The 14,600-nt window shown below is 67.3% G+C and carries 16 protein-coding genes; 2 read left to right on the top strand and 14 right to left on the bottom strand.

Annotation, left to right across the window (positions count from 1 at the left end; all coding sequences use genetic code 11):
* Nucleotides 1-9 precede the first annotated feature (9 nt).
* The 14 genes from ACZ5YA_RS02075 to ACZ5YA_RS02010 all read right to left on the bottom strand — a co-directional run bounded on the left by ACZ5YA_RS02075 (nt 10) and on the right by ACZ5YA_RS02010 (nt 11,498).
* The gene (locus ACZ5YA_RS02075; protein ID WP_251880654.1) at nt 10-972 is read right to left on the bottom strand and encodes a zinc-dependent alcohol dehydrogenase family protein; all 963 of its coding nucleotides are present in this window, start codon (nt 970-972) and stop codon (nt 10-12) included.
* Between the two features lie 61 nt (nt 973-1,033).
* Nucleotides 1,034-1,336: an ArsR/SmtB family transcription factor gene (locus tag ACZ5YA_RS02070; RefSeq protein WP_054456511.1), complete on the bottom strand. Its 303-nt coding sequence runs from the start codon at nt 1,334-1,336 to the stop codon at nt 1,034-1,036.
* A 68-nt stretch (nt 1,337-1,404) separates the two neighbouring features.
* Nucleotides 1,405-2,073: a hypothetical protein gene (locus tag ACZ5YA_RS02065; RefSeq protein ID WP_464091936.1), complete on the bottom strand. Its 669-nt coding sequence runs from the start codon at nt 2,071-2,073 to the stop codon at nt 1,405-1,407.
* A gap of 3 nt (nt 2,074-2,076) precedes the next feature.
* Complete coding sequence (locus ACZ5YA_RS02060) at nt 2,077-2,328, bottom strand: hypothetical protein (RefSeq protein WP_059374182.1); 252 nt, start codon at nt 2,326-2,328, stop codon at nt 2,077-2,079.
* A gap of 98 nt (nt 2,329-2,426) precedes the next feature.
* Nucleotides 2,427-2,870 (bottom strand): aminoglycoside 6'-N-acetyltransferase, encoded by a 444-nt coding sequence (aac(6'), locus tag ACZ5YA_RS02055; RefSeq protein WP_280014896.1) that lies wholly within the window; start codon nt 2,868-2,870, stop codon nt 2,427-2,429.
* An 89-nt stretch (nt 2,871-2,959) separates the two neighbouring features.
* Nucleotides 2,960-3,730, bottom strand: coding sequence for an SDR family NAD(P)-dependent oxidoreductase (locus tag ACZ5YA_RS02050; RefSeq protein WP_251880660.1), 771 nt, complete (start codon nt 3,728-3,730; stop codon nt 2,960-2,962).
* 1 nt (nt 3,731) lies between these two features.
* Entirely contained in the window at nt 3,732-4,430 is a 699-nt protein-coding gene (locus tag ACZ5YA_RS02045) for an ABC transporter ATP-binding protein (protein ID WP_118932987.1), read from the bottom strand.
* An 11-nt stretch (nt 4,431-4,441) separates the two neighbouring features.
* Nucleotides 4,442-5,215: an ABC transporter ATP-binding protein gene (locus ACZ5YA_RS02040; protein ID WP_280014898.1), complete on the bottom strand. Its 774-nt coding sequence runs from the start codon at nt 5,213-5,215 to the stop codon at nt 4,442-4,444.
* The gene (locus ACZ5YA_RS02035) at nt 5,212-6,243 is read right to left on the bottom strand and encodes a branched-chain amino acid ABC transporter permease (RefSeq protein WP_059374463.1); all 1,032 of its coding nucleotides are present in this window, start codon (nt 6,241-6,243) and stop codon (nt 5,212-5,214) included. The genes ACZ5YA_RS02040 and ACZ5YA_RS02035 overlap by 4 nt, the downstream gene beginning before the upstream one ends.
* Nucleotides 6,244-6,271: 28 nt before the next feature.
* Entirely contained in the window at nt 6,272-7,192 is a 921-nt protein-coding gene (locus ACZ5YA_RS02030) for a branched-chain amino acid ABC transporter permease (RefSeq protein WP_059374177.1), read from the bottom strand.
* 19 nt (nt 7,193-7,211) lie between these two features.
* On the bottom strand, nt 7,212-8,387 hold the full coding sequence (locus ACZ5YA_RS02025; protein ID WP_059374176.1) for an ABC transporter substrate-binding protein: 1,176 nt from the start codon (nt 8,385-8,387) through the stop codon (nt 7,212-7,214).
* Between the two features lie 74 nt (nt 8,388-8,461).
* Nucleotides 8,462-9,916: a 2-hydroxymuconic semialdehyde dehydrogenase gene (locus ACZ5YA_RS02020; protein WP_059374175.1), complete on the bottom strand. Its 1,455-nt coding sequence runs from the start codon at nt 9,914-9,916 to the stop codon at nt 8,462-8,464.
* Nucleotides 9,913-10,638: a class II aldolase/adducin family protein gene (locus ACZ5YA_RS02015; RefSeq protein WP_464091935.1), complete on the bottom strand. Its 726-nt coding sequence runs from the start codon at nt 10,636-10,638 to the stop codon at nt 9,913-9,915. The genes ACZ5YA_RS02020 and ACZ5YA_RS02015 overlap by 4 nt, the downstream gene beginning before the upstream one ends.
* Complete coding sequence (locus ACZ5YA_RS02010) at nt 10,635-11,498, bottom strand: VOC family protein (protein WP_054456504.1); 864 nt, start codon at nt 11,496-11,498, stop codon at nt 10,635-10,637. The genes ACZ5YA_RS02015 and ACZ5YA_RS02010 overlap by 4 nt, the downstream gene beginning before the upstream one ends.
* 139 nt (nt 11,499-11,637) lie before the next feature.
* Here ACZ5YA_RS02010 and ACZ5YA_RS02005 point away from each other — a divergent pair, with 139 nt between their 5' ends.
* Both ACZ5YA_RS02005 and ACZ5YA_RS02000 read left to right on the top strand, forming a co-directional pair.
* Nucleotides 11,638-12,351: a GntR family transcriptional regulator gene (locus ACZ5YA_RS02005; RefSeq protein WP_280014901.1), complete on the top strand. Its 714-nt coding sequence runs from the start codon at nt 11,638-11,640 to the stop codon at nt 12,349-12,351.
* A 352-nt stretch (nt 12,352-12,703) separates the two neighbouring features.
* On the top strand, nt 12,704-14,590 hold the full coding sequence (locus ACZ5YA_RS02000) for an ABC transporter ATP-binding protein (protein ID WP_059380583.1): 1,887 nt from the start codon (nt 12,704-12,706) through the stop codon (nt 14,588-14,590).
* Nucleotides 14,591-14,600 lie beyond the last annotated feature (10 nt).

The raw sequence follows: 14,600 nt of genomic DNA, 5'->3' as shown, positions 1-14,600 counted from the left end.
CCCCCAAGCCTAGGGCGCAACGGCAATCGCAATCTTGCCGCGCACCCCGTGATTGGGACTCTCCAGCCGCGCATGGGCGAGCGGGATCTCGGCAAGCGCATAGACCGCGCCCACGTGCGGCCGTAGTTGGCCGCGCGCAACCAACGCGCTCAGCTCGTCGAGCTTGCCGCGGTTCTGCCGCGTGAACACGAAGTGGTAGCTCGCATTCTTGCCCCAGGCCTGGATCAGGTTTTGCGGCTGGGCGATGTCCACGATCGAGACGACCCGCCCCAGTTGCGCCAGCGCATCGGGGCTGCGCGCCAGGCTATTGCCGCCAATGGTGTCGAACACGACGTCGACGCCGCGCCCGCCCGTCTCGCGCATGACGGCGTCGACGTAGTCTTCCTTTTCGTAGTCGATGACCCCGTCGGCGCCCATGCTGCGTGCGAATTCCGCGTTGGCTGCGCGCACGGTCGTGTACACCTGAGCTCCGATGGCCTTCGCCAGCTGGATCGCCACATGGCCGACGCCGCCCGCGCCGCCGTGCACCAGAACGCTCTCCCCGACTCTCAGCCCCGCGCGCACGACCAGCGCTTCCCAAGCGGTCCCGCCGACCAGGCTCAGGCTTGCCGCCTCCAGATGGCTGAGCGCGGGCGGCTTCCTGCCGACGATGCCTTCTGCTGCGACGTGGTACTCGGCATAGCTGCCCGGCCCGTCGAAGATTTGCGGGGTGTACCAGACTTCGTCGCCAGGAACGAAAGCCGTCACGCCCGGCCCCACGGCTTCAACCACGCCCGAGACGTCGTGCCCGGTGATGGCCGGCAGCGGCACCAGATCGGCATAGTCGCCGCGCCGGACCTGGTAATCCAGGGGATTGATCGAGGTGGCGTGTACCCGGACCAGGACTTGTCCCGCCTGCGGCACGGGCTTGGGCAGGTCGCGGAGTTCGAACGACTCCGGGCCGCCGAATGATTGGAGTGTCATCGCTTTCATGGCTTTCCTTGATTCGAAAAATAGGGATATCGGGAAATTCCGATATTTACCTGCAAAAAAATTACAGCTCTTTGCCGATGAGCCCGGCAAGAGCGCGTATGGTTGCTTCGTTCCGCTTGTAGTAGGTCCACTGACCAATGCGCCTGGCTTCCACCAGGCCGGCGCGTTGCAGCGTCGCCAGGTAGTCAGACACCGTGGACTGCGACAGCCCCACGCCTTCCTGGATGCTGCTGACGCAGACGCCCACCGTGTGAACATCGCCTTCGTCCTGCGGCGGGAAGTTCTTCGCGGGGTCCTTCAGTCCTTTGAGGATCTCAAGGCGCGTACGGTTGGAGAGGGCTTTGAATATTTCGAGCAGATCCATGCCGTCATAATATCGGGATTTCCCGATATGTCAATAAGTTGGATTCGCGCGAACGCCTACTCGTCTGCTCACTTGTCCACCGACCGCATATCGCAAGTCGTCTCCGACGACGAGCAGACGCCGCGAAACCACGCCCGCCCGCGCGTGCGGTCCTTGGGCGCCAGCGGCTCGAACGTGTCGCTGTTGCGCAGCTCGTAGTCCAGCAACAGCCATTCGCCCTGGCAGGCGACGATGCCGCGCAGCGTGGCGCGCTCGGTCAGCCAGTCGCCGCCCAGGTCCAGCAAACGTTCACTGTCTGCATCCGGCCGGGCGTAGCCTCGCGCCGACTGGATGCCGACCTGCGCATCCGCGGCTTCGATCCAACCCTCGCCCCGATACACGGGCCGCGGCTTGCTCTGTTCGTCGCCGGTCTTGTCGTCGCTAGCGTTCCTGATCTTGAGCCAGCCGTCGCGCGCCTCGGTCACGTCGAAGGTCACGCTGTAGTAGTCGATCCCGGGATCGGGGCCGTCGCCGCGCGTCGTCGGCAGGTTGCCCAGCACCGCTGCCTGAGCGGATGCCGCCGCGCGCACCTGGATGGCCGGCTTGTCGTTCGTCGTCCAGCCGGAGAAGCTGCATGCGGTCGGGCCGGGCGGGGTCCAGGCGGCAGGCTTGGAAGTGGTTTGGGCATTGATGGCGGGCGACACCGCCAGCGCGGCAAGCGCCAGGAGTATCCATCGCATGGTCATGGGCTTGGTCATGTGTCAGTTGCTATTGATCCATTCCTGCGTATCCCGGACGAACCAGGGCAGATTCAGGCGCTCGCCTTCGCCGGATTGTATGGTCAGGCGTTGGTCCGAGGATCCAGGCGCGTTGTTCGTGCCCTGCCCCGTGGACGGAGAGCGGCTGCGGTAGTCCAGCTCGGTTTGCTGGGGAGGTTTGTCCGCGCAAGCGGCGATCAAGGTGCATGCGGCTGCGGCAAGAACGGTCCGCAGCGCCGGACGAAGTATCTTCATGGTGTTCGGGTTCCCGCTGAAGGGCACAGGCCTGGGTGCCGGAAAATCAGGGCCTCCAGCCCATACCTTACTCGCAATGCGAGGCTCGCGTTGGCGTCTCAGATCGGCATGTTGAAATAGACGACCCGCTCCGTCTCGCTGAATCCCAGACGCGCGTGCGCGGCCTGGCTTACGACATTGTCCAGCGCGGTATCCGAGGCCAGCTCCTTGCACCCCCTGTCGCTGGCCCATGCCCGGACGGCAGCAATCAAGGCCCTGGCCGCGCCCTGCCGCCTGGCCTCGGGCATGACGTACAGGCCTTCCAGGAACGCCACCGGACTGGAGTCCGTTCCATTTACGTAGTCCGTCCTGATGGAAGCTTCGGCCAACCCAATCGCGAGCCCGTCGTCGGCGCGCACCAGGAACTGAACGTACCGGTCCGGCGCGCAGACCTGATCGTCCATATCGTCCTGATGCTCGGCAGCTGACGCGTCAGGCCAAAGCGCCATGCGCAGTTGGAGCCAGGCGTTATCCCGGGAGGAGGTAATTGCGGCGGTTTTCATGGACAGGGTTCGTTTTCCAGGTGACGCCCGAAAATTTATCACCCTGCCCCGACCGCTGTCGAAACCCATCCGGCGTCGGCACGCGCCCCCTACTCCTGCACCGGCACCGTATAGTTCAGCGCCAGCCTGCCGCCATCCGCGTACACCGTCTGCCCGGTCACGTAGCTGGCGTCATCGCTGGCCAGGAACACCGCCACCTTGGCGACTTCGTCCGTCGATCCCAGGCGCTGCATCGGAATGCGCGACAGCACGGTCCGGCGGGCTTCGGGGTTGCTGGTGATCGTGGCCAGGATCTCGGTGTCGATGCTGCCGGGGCCGATGGCGTTGACGCGGATGCCGTGCGGCGCCAGGGACAGCGCCATCGACTTGGTCATCTGGCGCACCGCGCCTTTGCTGGCGCCGTATGCCAACTGGTCTGGCATCGCCAGTTCCGCCGTCATCGAGGACAGGGTCACGATGGCGCCGTTGCCGCGTCCGCCCGCCACCATGGCGCGCGCGGCGGCCTGCGCCACCAGGAAGGTGCCGCGCACGTTGACGTTCATGACCGCATCCAGGTCTTCCAGCTTCAGGTCCAGGAAGTCCGCCGCGCGGATCACGCCGGCGTTGCAGACGCAGATGTCCAGGCCGCCCCAGCGCCGCACGCACTCGTCGGCCAGCTTCTGGGCGTCGGCAGGGTCGGTCACGTCGGCCACCAGCGCGGCGGCGCGATCGCCCAGGGCGCGGGCCGCGGCCATCAGTTCGGCCTCCTTGCGGTCGGCCAGCAGCACGTATGCGCCCTCGGCCGCGAAGCGCCGCGCGATCGCCAGTCCAATGCCCCCGGCCGCGCCGGTGACCAGCGCCACCTTGTCCTGCAATCTCATTTCAGACTCCTACGTAGGCGGCCACCAGGTCGGGCCGCTGGGACAATTCCGCCGAGCTGCCGCGCCACACCGTCACGCCCTTGTCGAGGATGACGTTGCGGTCCGACAGGCGCAGCAAGGCCGTGGTGTTCTTGTCCACCACGATCATCGACAAACCTTCGGCTTTCAATTGGGCCAGCACGCGCCAGATTTCGGCGCGCACCACCGGCGCCAGCCCTTCGGTGGCTTCGTCCAGCACCAAGAGGCTGGGGTTGGTCATCAGCGCCCGGCCCAGCGCCAGCATCTGCTGCTCGCCGCCGGATAGTTGCGTGCCCAGGTTGGCGCGGCGTTCGTGCAGGCGCGGAAACAGTTCATACACGCGTTCCAGCGTCCAGCCGCGGCCGCCGCCGCGGTGTATCGCCGTGGCGATCAGGTTCTCTTCCACCGTCAGGGTCGGGAAGATCTGGCGCCCTTCAGGCACCAGCGACAGGCCCAGCCGGCCGATGCGGTACGGCGCCAGTCCGCGCAGGGACCGTTCGCCGTAGCGGATGCTGCCCTGGCTGGCCGGCAGCAGGCCGAACAGGCATTTGATGACGGTGCTGCGGCCCATGCCGTTGCGGCCGATCAGGCCGACGACCTCGCCCTGGCCCACGTCCAGGTCTACGCCGAACAAGGCCTGGCAATGCCCGTAGGCCGCCGTCAATCCGCTGATGCTCAACATGGCGGGGCTCCTTATGCGTCGGCGTCGTCGCCCAGATAGGCGCGGCGCACGTCGGGATGGTTGCGTATCTGGTCCGCGCTGCCGGTGGCGATGACTTTGCCGTAGACCAGCACGCTGATGCGGTCGGCCAGCGCAAACACGGCGTTCATGTCGTGTTCGACCAGCACGATGGTGTAGCGGCCCTTCAGGCTTTGCAGCAAGGCGATCACGCCGGCGCTTTCGGCCGCGCTCATCCCGGCCATGGGCTCGTCCAGCAGCAGCACCGACGGCTCGCCCGCCAAGGCCATGGCAATCTCCAGCTGGCGGCGCTGGCCGTAGGCCAGGCTGTCCACCTGCGCCTCGGCCACATCTTCCAGCTGGCAGGCCCGCAGCGCCTCGGTCGCGGCGTCGACCACGTCGGCGCAATCGCGCAAGGCGGTCCAGCCCGACAGGCGCCGGCGGCGCTTGCGCAAGGCCGCCAGGCAGGCGTTGTCCAGCACCGTGTAGCTGTCGAACACCGAGGTCACCTGATAGGAACGCAGCATGCCCAGCGCCACGCGTTCCTGCACCGAGGCGCGGGAAACGTCGGCGGCGCCCAGGCGCACGGCGCCGCCATCGGGCCGCAGCTCGCCCGACAGCAGGTTGATCAAAGTCGTCTTGCCCGCGCCGTTGGGGCCGATCAGCGCGTGCAGTTCGCCAGGGGCCACGTCCAGCGACACGCCGTCGGTCGCCTTCAGGCCGCCGAAGCGGCGCACCAGGTCCTGCGTGGACAGTCCAACGGGCGCGGCAGCGGTTTGCGTGCTCATGCCGAAGCCTCCTTGGCGATCGCGTCCGGCGGGCGGCGGTCCTGTTGCTCACCCGCGGCCGGCGGCTGAGCTGCGGGCGCGGCGGGCGGCGGACGCCGCAGCCAGGCCAGCGAATTGGCATAGCCGCCCTTGGCCACCATGGCGATGATCACCACCGCCGGCCCCATCAGCAGCATCCAATGCTGCGTCATGCTCTTGAAGGCTTCTTCCATCAACAGATAGGCAACGGCGCCGAAGATCGGCCCCAGCACATTGCCCAGCCCGCCTATCACCACCATGACGATGAGCTCGCCCGACACCGGCCAGGACATGTAGCTGGGCGAGGCGAAGGCGGTCAGGTTGGCCAGCAGCAGCCCGGCCACGCCGGTCAGCACGCCAGAGGCCACGTAGGCCGTCAGACGCACGCCGAATACCGAGTAGCCCAGCGCGTCCACGCGGCGCGGGTTGGCATGGGTGGCGCGCAGGATCATGCCGAAGGGCGAGCGGCGCAGGCGCAGCATCGCCAGGCTGGACACCAGCAGCACCGCCCAGGCCGCCCAGTACACCGGCTGGCTGCCGCCCAGGTCGAACAGGCCGAAGGAACTGGCTTCGTAGATGTTCAGGCCGTCGTCGCCGCCATACTCGCGCAGGCTGACCGCCAGGAAATAGAACATCTGCGCAAACGCCAGCGTAATCATGATGAAGCCTATGCCCGAGGTGCGCAGGCAGACCGTGCCGACGATCAGCGCCACCAGCGCGCATACGGCGATGCAGACGGCCAGTTGCAGCCAGCCGTTGCCGAAGCCGTAATAGCTGAGGATGCCCACGGCATAGCAGCCCAGGCCCAGGAACATGGCGTGGCCGAAGCTCACCAATCCGGCAAAGCCCAGCACCAGGTTCAGCGCCAGCGCGGCCAACGCATAGATCAGGATGCGCGCGCCCAGCGTCACGTAGAACGGTTCGCCCAGCCATTGCGCCACGAAAGGCACGCCGGCCAGGACCAGGAACAGCAAGGGCAGCGCCCAGCGCCGGTATGTGTGTTCTTGCATGATGATCCAACCCCAGTACAAGCGCGCGTCAACGGCGCGCCGAGAAGACCAGGCCTTGCGGCCGGAACGCCAGCACCACGGCCATCAGCACGTAGATCAGCATGGAAGCCAGGGCCGGCCCGACCGCGTTGGCGACAGAGGCGTCGAACACGGCGCGCAGCAGGTCGGGCAGGAAGGCCCGGCCCAGCGTGTCTATCATCGCGATCAGCAGCGCCGCGACCAGCGTGCCGCGCACCGAGCCGATGCCGCCGACCACGATCACCACCAGCGCCAGGATCAGCACCGGCTCGCCCATGCCGGACTGCACCGACAGGATCGGCCCCGCCAACGCCCCCGCCACGCCGGCCAGCACCGCGCCCAGCAGGAACAGCAGCGTCTTCTGCAGGTCCACGTTGGCGCCCAGCACGCTGGCCATGGGCGCGTTGCTGGCGCCCGCGCGGATCAACATGCCGAAGCGCGTGCGCTGGATCAGGAACCAGGCGCCCACCGCCACCAGCGCACCCACGCCGATGATCATCAGGCGATACACCGGATAGTCGTTGCCGAACAGGCTGACGGCACCTTCCAGCCCCTGCGGCACGGCGGCGTAATACGGCCGGCTGCCCCAGATGACGGAAGCCAGTTCATTGAAGAACATCATCAGCCCGAAGGTGGCCAGCACTTGGTACAGGTGGTCGTGCTTGTACAGCGGCCGCGCGATCAGGCGTTCCAGCGCCACGCCCACCAGGCCGCTGCCCGTCACCGCCGCCAGGATGGCGAAGGCGAACGAGCCGCTGGCGTTGTAGGCGGTGGCGCCCAGGAAAGCGCCGATCATGTACAGCGACCCGTGCGCCAGGTTGATGAAGTTCATGATGCCGAAGATCAGGGTCAGCCCCGAGGACAGCAGGAACAGCAAGGCGCCGAGCTGCAGGCCATTGAGCATCTGCGACAACAGCAAGGATCCGTTCATGGGGCGTCTCCCGGGACGGTTACTTCAGCGGGCAGTCCGCCACGTAGGCGTCCTGGTGGTCGGTGAACACCTTGGCCAGCTGCTTCAGGCCCACGCTGTCGCCTTCCTTCACGACCTGATAGGCATACAGGTCCTGCACCGGCATGTTGTTGCTGTTGAAGCGGAACTTGCCGCGCACCGTGGGGAAGTTGGCGCCGGCGGCCTTTACCGCCGCGGCCAGCGCCTTGCTGTCGCCGACCTTGCCGCCCTGCTGCTTGATGGCGGCATCCAGCAGGAACGCCGCGTCATAGCCGCCTACCGCATATTCCGACGGCAAGCGTCCGTACTTGGCCTTGAAGGCCTCGACGAACTTGCGGTTCTGCGGGTTGTCCAGCGTGGTGGCCCAAGGCGTGCCGTAGATCGCGCCCACCGCCTGTTCCTTCAGCGCGGTCAGCGTGTTGGAGTCGATCAGGCTTTCCGAGAAGAACGGCAGTTTTTCCATCAGGCCGGCCTGGCGCAGCTGGCGCACGAAGTTCACGCCCACCCCACCGGTGTAGAACACGAACAGCGCGTCGGGCGAGGCCGACTGCATGCGCGAGATCTCGGCCGAATAATCCAGCTGCCCCAGCTGGGTGTAGATCTCGTCGGCGGGCGCGGCGCCATAGAAGCGCTTGAAGCCCGCCAGCTTGTCCTTGCCGGCCTGGTAGTTGGACGACATCAGGTAGGCGCGCTTGTAGCCCTGGTCCTTGACGTACTTGCCCATGGCTTCGGACATGCTGTCGTTCTGCCAGCCGAGTACGAACAGGTTGGGCAGGCACATGCGGCCGGCGATGGGCGCGGGCCCGGCATTGGTGGACAGGGCCACCACGCCCGACTCCTTGATGCGCCGCAGTTCGGCCATGAGCACATTGGAGAAGCCCAGGCCGACGATCACGTCCACCTTGTCCTTCTCGATGAACTTCTGCACGATCTGCGCGCCCACGTCGGGCTTGAGCTGGTCGTCGTCGCGGATCACCACGGCCTTCTGGCCGCCCAGGCTGCCGCCCAGCTGCTCGATGCCCAACATCAGGCCGTCGTACTGATCCTGGCCCAATGCCGCCTGGGGGCCGGACAGCACCCCGGTAAAGCCGATGCGGATGTCCGCCATTGCGGCGTTGGCCACGGTCAAGGCCGCGACCGCGGCCAGCGCGGACAGGCCGCGTGCGTATGCTTGCATGCTAAGTCTCCTTGGGGGATGGACGGCGGCGCCGTTCTGCGCGGCGCCTGCCGGTACTAAGGCTTGCTTACAGGTCAGAGCTTCACGCAGACATTGCGCAGCTCCGTGTAGAACTCGAGCGAATGCACGCCGCCCTCGCGGCCGATGCCGGACTGCTTGGCCCCGCCGAAGGCCGTGCGCAGGTCGCGCAGGAACCAGGAATTGATCCAGCAGATGCCCACTTCCAGGGCCTGCCCCATGCGATGGGCGGTGCCCACGTTGCTGGTCCAGACCGAGGCCGCCAGGCCGTAGGGCGTGGCGTTGGCCAGCGCGACGGCTTCTTCTTCCGTGTCGAAGGGCGCGATGTGGCAGCAGGGGCCGAAGATTTCCTGCTGGATCACGGCCGAGGTTTCCGGCAGTCCGGTCCACACGGTGGGCTGGATCCACGCGCCGCCGGCCAGCTCATCCGGCATGTCCGGCACGCCGCCGCCCGCGACCACCGTGGCGCCCTCTTCGCGGGCGCGGGCGTAGTAGCCCAGCACCTTGTCGCGGTGACGCTGCGAGATCAGCGGCCCCAGGTTGACGCCAGGGTCCTTCGGACGGCCCAGCTTGAAGCCACGGGCGCGCTCGCCCAGCGCCGCCACGAAGCGGTCAAAGATCGGCCGCTGCACGTAGACGCGCTCGGTGCCCAGGCAGACCTGCCCGGTGTTGTCGAAGGCGGCGCGCGCGATGCCGGCCACCGCCTTGTCGAAGTCCGCGTCGGCGAACACGATGCCCGCGTTCTTGCCGCCCAGTTCGAAGGACACGGGGCGCACGCCCACCGCCGCGGCCTGCATGATAGCTTCGCCGGTGCGGGTTTCGCCGGTGAAGGTGATGCCGTCGACCAGCGGATGGCGCGTGAGCTTTTCGCCCGCCGAGCCGGGGCCGCGGCCATGCACCACGTTATAGACGCCGGGCGGCACGCCGACCTCGTTCATGACTTCGCCCAGCAGCGTGGCCGTGGCCGGGGTGTCTTCGGAAGGCTTGACCACCACGGTGTTGCCGCAGGCCAGCGCCGGCCCCACCTTCCAGGTCATCAGCAGCAGCGGCAGGTTCCAGGGGCAGATCACGCCGATCACGCCGCGCGGCACGCGCACGCCGTAGTTCAGCGCATGGCCGCCATCCGGCGTTTCCAGGTCGAAGGTCTCGTTGGGAATGTTGCGCACCAGGTCGGCGAAGATCTTGAAGTTCGCCGCGCCGCGCGGAATGTCCAGATGGCTGGCCAGGTCGTAGGGCTTGCCGGTGTCGGCGATCTCGGCATCGACGAACTCGTCGAAGCGGCGGATGATGCCGTCGGCCACCGCGTGCAGCAGCTCCACGCGCTGCTGCGTCTTGAGTTTGCCCCAGGGGCCGCGCAGCGCCGCCTTGGCGGCCCGCACGGCGGCGTCGACCTCGGCGTCGCCGGCCTCGTGGATGCGTCCGATCAGGCGGTTGTCGACCGGATCGCGGTTGTCGAACGTCTTGTCCGTGGCGACCCATTCGCCGTTGATGAAATTGCGGAAATCGGTCATTGCGTCCTCGGTTGTGACAGGTCTGCCAGCGCCGCTTCAGGGTCGCCGGCGGTCAGGTATTCCCACATGCGCTCGTAGATGCGGCCCGTGCCCACGGCGCGGGTAGCCGCCTCTTCCGGCGAGAGCGTGGGCGCGCCTTCGGCCAGGCCGGCCGAGCGCAGTTGCCATTCGATGCGCGCGGCATCCTCCAGATACCAGGTCAGCACCACGGCATGCATCAGCGATTCGGCCGCCACCACCGCGCCGTTGCCGCGCATGGCCACGGCGCGCGCCGCGCCCAGGGTCTGGGCCACGCCGCGCGCCTGGGCGTCGCTGCGCACCAGCTGCGGATCGTCCCAGAGCGGCACGGACGGAGAAAAATACGAGCCCATGCCATGGCGCGGCTGCGGCGTCAGCCGGGCCGAGGACAGCGTCATGACCGTGGGCGGCATGGAACGCACCACCCCGCCCACTTCGGGGCGCATGCGGTAGATGTGCTGATGGATGCGGACCTCGCCCAGCACGCCCTCGGGCAGCTCGCCATGCACCGGCACCACCGTGCCCGCCTTGCCCGGCTCGATCAGGCCCATGGGCCGCGCGGCGCATACCAGGAAGTGACCGGCGTCGAGGCGGCTGCTGCAATGGCCGTAGGCGTGGACCAGGCCGGCGCGGGCCAGGCCGCGCGCCGCCGTCCGCACCAGGGCTTCCTGGCCGGCGTCGGCTTTCATCGGCGCGGCGCTCACGTCTTGAACTCCGGGATGTCGGGCTTGGCGCCCCACATGCAGAACGAGGACGGCACCGCGGGAAAGCTGCGCGGCCGGTAGGTCTTCTCGTCTTCGGCGGTGATCAGGCGCACGCCGGTGGAGTATTCGTAGATCATGCCGTCGGGGCCGTCGAAATACAGGAACATCGCCCCCGAGGTCGGATGCCGCCCGGGGCCGAAGCGGATCGGCACCTGCCATTCCTTCAGCTGATACCAGGCGCGCATGATGTCGTCGATGCTTTCGACCTGATGGTTGATGTGCTGCACGCCCGGATAGCTGGACGGGAACAGCGCAATCTTGTGGTGCACTTCGTCGATGCGCAGCAGCGGCGCTTCGCCGATGCGGTCGCTGACCCGGGCCGACAGCAGGCCGGTCCAGAAGGCTTCGTCGCGCCGCGCGTCCAGCGTGCGCAGGCCGATATGCGAAAAGCCGGTCACGCCCGCATCGCGGCTGGGGAAGTAGCGGCGGCCGCTGTGATGCGGCGCGTGCACCAGCTCGATGCGGTTGCCGGAGGGGTCGATGAAACTGAGGAAATCGCGCACGTAGCGCTGCTCGGCGTCCTCGCGCTTGCCTGCGGCGACCTGATAGCCGCTGCGCTCCAGCACCGCGCCGGCATGCTCGAGTTCTTCGGACGTGTCCACTTCGAATGCGGTGGTGTGGTCGCGCGGATCGCCTTCGAAGTAGCAAAGGGTGTGGTCGCGCGAATCGGACTTGAAGTAGACCGCGCCGTGCTCCTTGCGCGCCACTTCCAGCCCCAGCACCGCGGTCGCGTAGCGGACCGCGGATTCCAGGTCGCGGGTACCCAGCCGGACGTACCGGATGTCGTGTAGCCGTATCACTGCTTGTCTCCAGGTTGCGCCTGCCGCCGGCTCCGTGCCGGTCGTGGTCTCGACGCTTTTTTTCTACGATAAGCAGCATAAATCTCGGCGTCAATAATTTTTATCGAGATTTTTTGAACGCAGTGATAAAGTAGCTCCCATGTCAGACGGCGCCACCCTCCCCCCGCTCGCCCATTCCGCCTCGGCCAACACCCTGGTCGGCGCGGCCTATGTCAATCTGCGCCGCGACATCATCCAGGGCGTGCATCCGCCAGGTTCCCGCCTGCGCGTCGAACACCTGAAGGACGATTACGGCGTGGGCGCAGGCACGCTGCGCGAGGCGCTGGCGCTGCTGGTGTCGGACGCGCTGGTCATCGCGCAAGGACAGCGCGGCTTCCACGTCACGCCGATCTCGCTGGAAGACTTCCGCGACATCACCGAGAACCGCGTGCTGCTTGAAACCCAGGCCCTGCGCCAGTCCATCGCGCTGGGCGACGACGACTGGGAAAGCGCGGTGCTGGCCGCCTTCCACCGGCTGAGCAAGGCCGAACAGCGCCTGGCCGCCGACCCCGACACCCGCTTTGAAGAATGGGAACAGCGCAACCGCGAGTTCCACCGCGAACTGATCCGCGCCTGTCCGTCGCGCTGGCTGCACCATTTCCTGGGCATCCTGTACCAGCAGGCCGAGCGCTACCGCCGCCTGACCGTCACGCGCAAACCCATCGCGCGCGACCTGGACGATGAGCACAAGGGCATCCTGGACGCCACGCTGGCGCGCGATGCCGACCGCGCCTGTGACCTGCTGGCCGCCCACATCCGCCTGACCTACGACGCCGTGGCGCGCCTGCCGCCCACGCTGTTCACCCCGGGCTGAACGCCGCGCGCAGTTGAAAAAAACCCACACCGGCGCGCGCCTACCCGTTGCTTCGCCTACACCACTTCTATAGAATCTTCAATTCGGGCCTCTGCCCATTCCTTTTCCCCCACATCTCACACCACTGGGAGGCGCAAGATGATGAATCCGCATACCGCCATCCCGCGCGTGTCCCCGCGACGCCATTAAGTCGTCGCCCGCGCGGACCCATCGCTGGATGCCTATCTAGCGACTGGTCCTCCGTGCCTGCCCCAAAAACCTGAACGCAATCGCCCGCGCCTCGCCGCGCAGGCCGCTCCTTCCTCTTTCCACACAAGGACTCCCGGCGTCCTGGTGACGCCGGGCCATTGCAATGGCCAGAAAAAAAATCGATCTACGAGGACAGACCTTCAAGGATGTCCTTGGCTTTACCTTCCGCCATTGGCGCGCGCAGCCCTGGCGTACCTCCGGCATCATCGTGCTCGCCCTGCTGTCGGCGGTGACCGATGTGCTGACGCCGCTGTACGCTGGCAAACTGGTTGACGCAGTGGCCTCGGGCGCGGCCGGCGACGAAATCGTCTGGAGCGCGGCCGTCACCGCGTTCTGGCTGCTGATCGCGCTGGGCATCGGCGGCACGCTGCTGCGCCAGGCCATATTCCAGAACATCATCACCTTCACGCTGAAGATGATGAATGGGATCGTGTCCAGCGCGTTCTACCGCGTGCAGCGCTTTTCCACGGACTGGCACGCCAACAGCTTCGCCGGCTCCACGGTGCGCAAGATCACGCGCGGCATGTGGGCGGTGGACATCCTCAACGACACGCTGCTGATCGCGCTGTTGCCGTCGGTCGTGATGCTGGTGGGCGCCACCGCCCTGCTGGGCGCGCACTGGCCCATCATGGGGCTGGTGGTGGGCCTGGGCTCGGTGCTGTACATCGCCGTGACCGCGGCGTTGTCGCTGGGCTATGTGGCGCCGGCCGCGCGCCTGGGCAACGCCTGGGACACGCGCATGGGCGGCGCGCTGGCCGACGCCGTCAGCTGCAATGCGGTCGTCAAGGCCTTCGGCGCCGAAGCGCGCGAAGAAGTCAGGCTGGACCGCGTCGTCGACAAATGGCGCCGCCGCACGCGCCGCACCTGGATCCGCGGCACGATCAACGGCGGCATCCAGGGCGCCATGCTGGTCGCCATGCAGGCGGGCATCCTGGGCGCGTCGCTGCTGCTGTGGTCGCGCGGCCAGGCCAGCGTGGGCGACATCACCTTCGCCCTGACGATGTTCTTCATGCTGCAAGGCTATCTGCGCGACGTGGGCATGCACATCCGCAACCTGCAACGTTCGGTCAACGACATGGAAGAACTGGTCGCGCTGGAAAAGCAGCCGCTGGGCGTGGACGACCGGCCCGGCGCGGGCGAGCTACGCGTCACGGCCGGCGAGATCCGCTTCGAGGACGTGACGTTCCGCTATGGCGCGCACGACAAGGCGCTGTATGACCATTTCTCGGTGCGCATCGCCCCGGGCGAACGGGTCGGCCTGGTCGGCCATTCGGGTTCGGGCAAGACCACGTTCATCAAGCTGATCCAGCGCCTGTACGACGTGAACGACGGCCGCATCACGATCGACGGGCAGGACATCGCCCAGGCGCGGCAGGCGTCCTTGCGCAGCCAGATCGCCATCGTGCAGCAGGAACCCGTGCTGTTCCACCGCACGCTGGCGGAGAACATCGCCTATGCCCGCCCCGGCGCCACGCAGGCCGAGATCGAGCAGGCGGCAAGGCTGGCCAGCGCCCATGACTTCATCATGGCGCTGCCCAAGGGCTACGACACGCTGGTCGGCGAACGCGGCGTCAAGCTGTCGGGCGGTGAACGCCAGCGCGTGGCCCTGGCCCGCGCCTTCCTGGCCGATGCGCCCATCCTGATCCTGGACGAAGCCACGTCCAGCCTGGACAGCGAAAGCGAAGTGCTGATCCAGCAGGCCATGGACCGCCTGATGGTGGGCCGCACCACGCTGGTGGTGGCGCACCGCCTGTCCACGGTGCGCGCGCTGGACCGCCTGCTGGTGATGGACCGCGGCCGCGTCATCGAGGAAGGCAGCCACGACGCGCTGATCCGCCTGAAGGGCGGCCTGTACCGGCGCCTGTTCGAACGCCAGGCGCTGGAGCTGACCAAGGGCCTGACGCAGTCGGAATTGCTGGAGGACGGCGCGGTCCCGCCGCGGCCGAAGGACGAGGAAGCCGACGAGTCCTCGTACGCCTACGCCAAGTAAACCTGGCGGC

The organism is Achromobacter sp. JCM 18799 (genome assembly GCF_055395645.1).
The sequence above is the reverse complement of the archived record's forward strand: the minus strand, read 5'-3'. Positions and strand labels throughout refer to the sequence as shown.

What these genes read in the sequence shown, in the direction of transcription:
- ACZ5YA_RS02050 (WP_251880660.1), bottom strand. Translation starts at nt 3,730, where the DNA reads ATGAGATTGCAGGACAAGGTGGCGCTGGTCACCGGCGCGGCCGGGGGC.
- ACZ5YA_RS02065 (WP_464091936.1), bottom strand. Translation starts at nt 2,073, where the DNA reads ATGACCAAGCCCATGACCATGCGATGGATACTCCTGGCGCTTGCCGCG.
- ACZ5YA_RS02020 (WP_059374175.1), bottom strand. Translation starts at nt 9,916, where the DNA reads ATGACCGATTTCCGCAATTTCATCAACGGCGAATGGGTCGCCACGGAC.
- ACZ5YA_RS02075 (WP_251880654.1), bottom strand. Translation starts at nt 972, where the DNA reads ATGAAAGCGATGACACTCCAATCATTCGGCGGCCCGGAGTCGTTCGAA.
- ACZ5YA_RS02060 (WP_059374182.1), bottom strand. Translation starts at nt 2,328, where the DNA reads ATGAAGATACTTCGTCCGGCGCTGCGGACCGTTCTTGCCGCAGCCGCA.
- ACZ5YA_RS02035 (WP_059374463.1), bottom strand. Translation starts at nt 6,243, where the DNA reads ATGCAAGAACACACATACCGGCGCTGGGCGCTGCCCTTGCTGTTCCTG.
- ACZ5YA_RS02025 (WP_059374176.1), bottom strand. Translation starts at nt 8,387, where the DNA reads ATGCAAGCATACGCACGCGGCCTGTCCGCGCTGGCCGCGGTCGCGGCC.
- ACZ5YA_RS02005 (WP_280014901.1), top strand. Translation starts at nt 11,638, where the DNA reads ATGTCAGACGGCGCCACCCTCCCCCCGCTCGCCCATTCCGCCTCGGCC.
- ACZ5YA_RS02070 (WP_054456511.1), bottom strand. Translation starts at nt 1,336, where the DNA reads ATGGATCTGCTCGAAATATTCAAAGCCCTCTCCAACCGTACGCGCCTT.
- ACZ5YA_RS02040 (WP_280014898.1), bottom strand. Translation starts at nt 5,215, where the DNA reads ATGAGCACGCAAACCGCTGCCGCGCCCGTTGGACTGTCCACGCAGGAC.
- ACZ5YA_RS02000 (WP_059380583.1), top strand. Translation starts at nt 12,704, where the DNA reads ATGGCCAGAAAAAAAATCGATCTACGAGGACAGACCTTCAAGGATGTC.
- ACZ5YA_RS02030 (WP_059374177.1), bottom strand. Translation starts at nt 7,192, where the DNA reads ATGAACGGATCCTTGCTGTTGTCGCAGATGCTCAATGGCCTGCAGCTC.
- ACZ5YA_RS02045 (WP_118932987.1), bottom strand. Translation starts at nt 4,430, where the DNA reads ATGTTGAGCATCAGCGGATTGACGGCGGCCTACGGGCATTGCCAGGCC.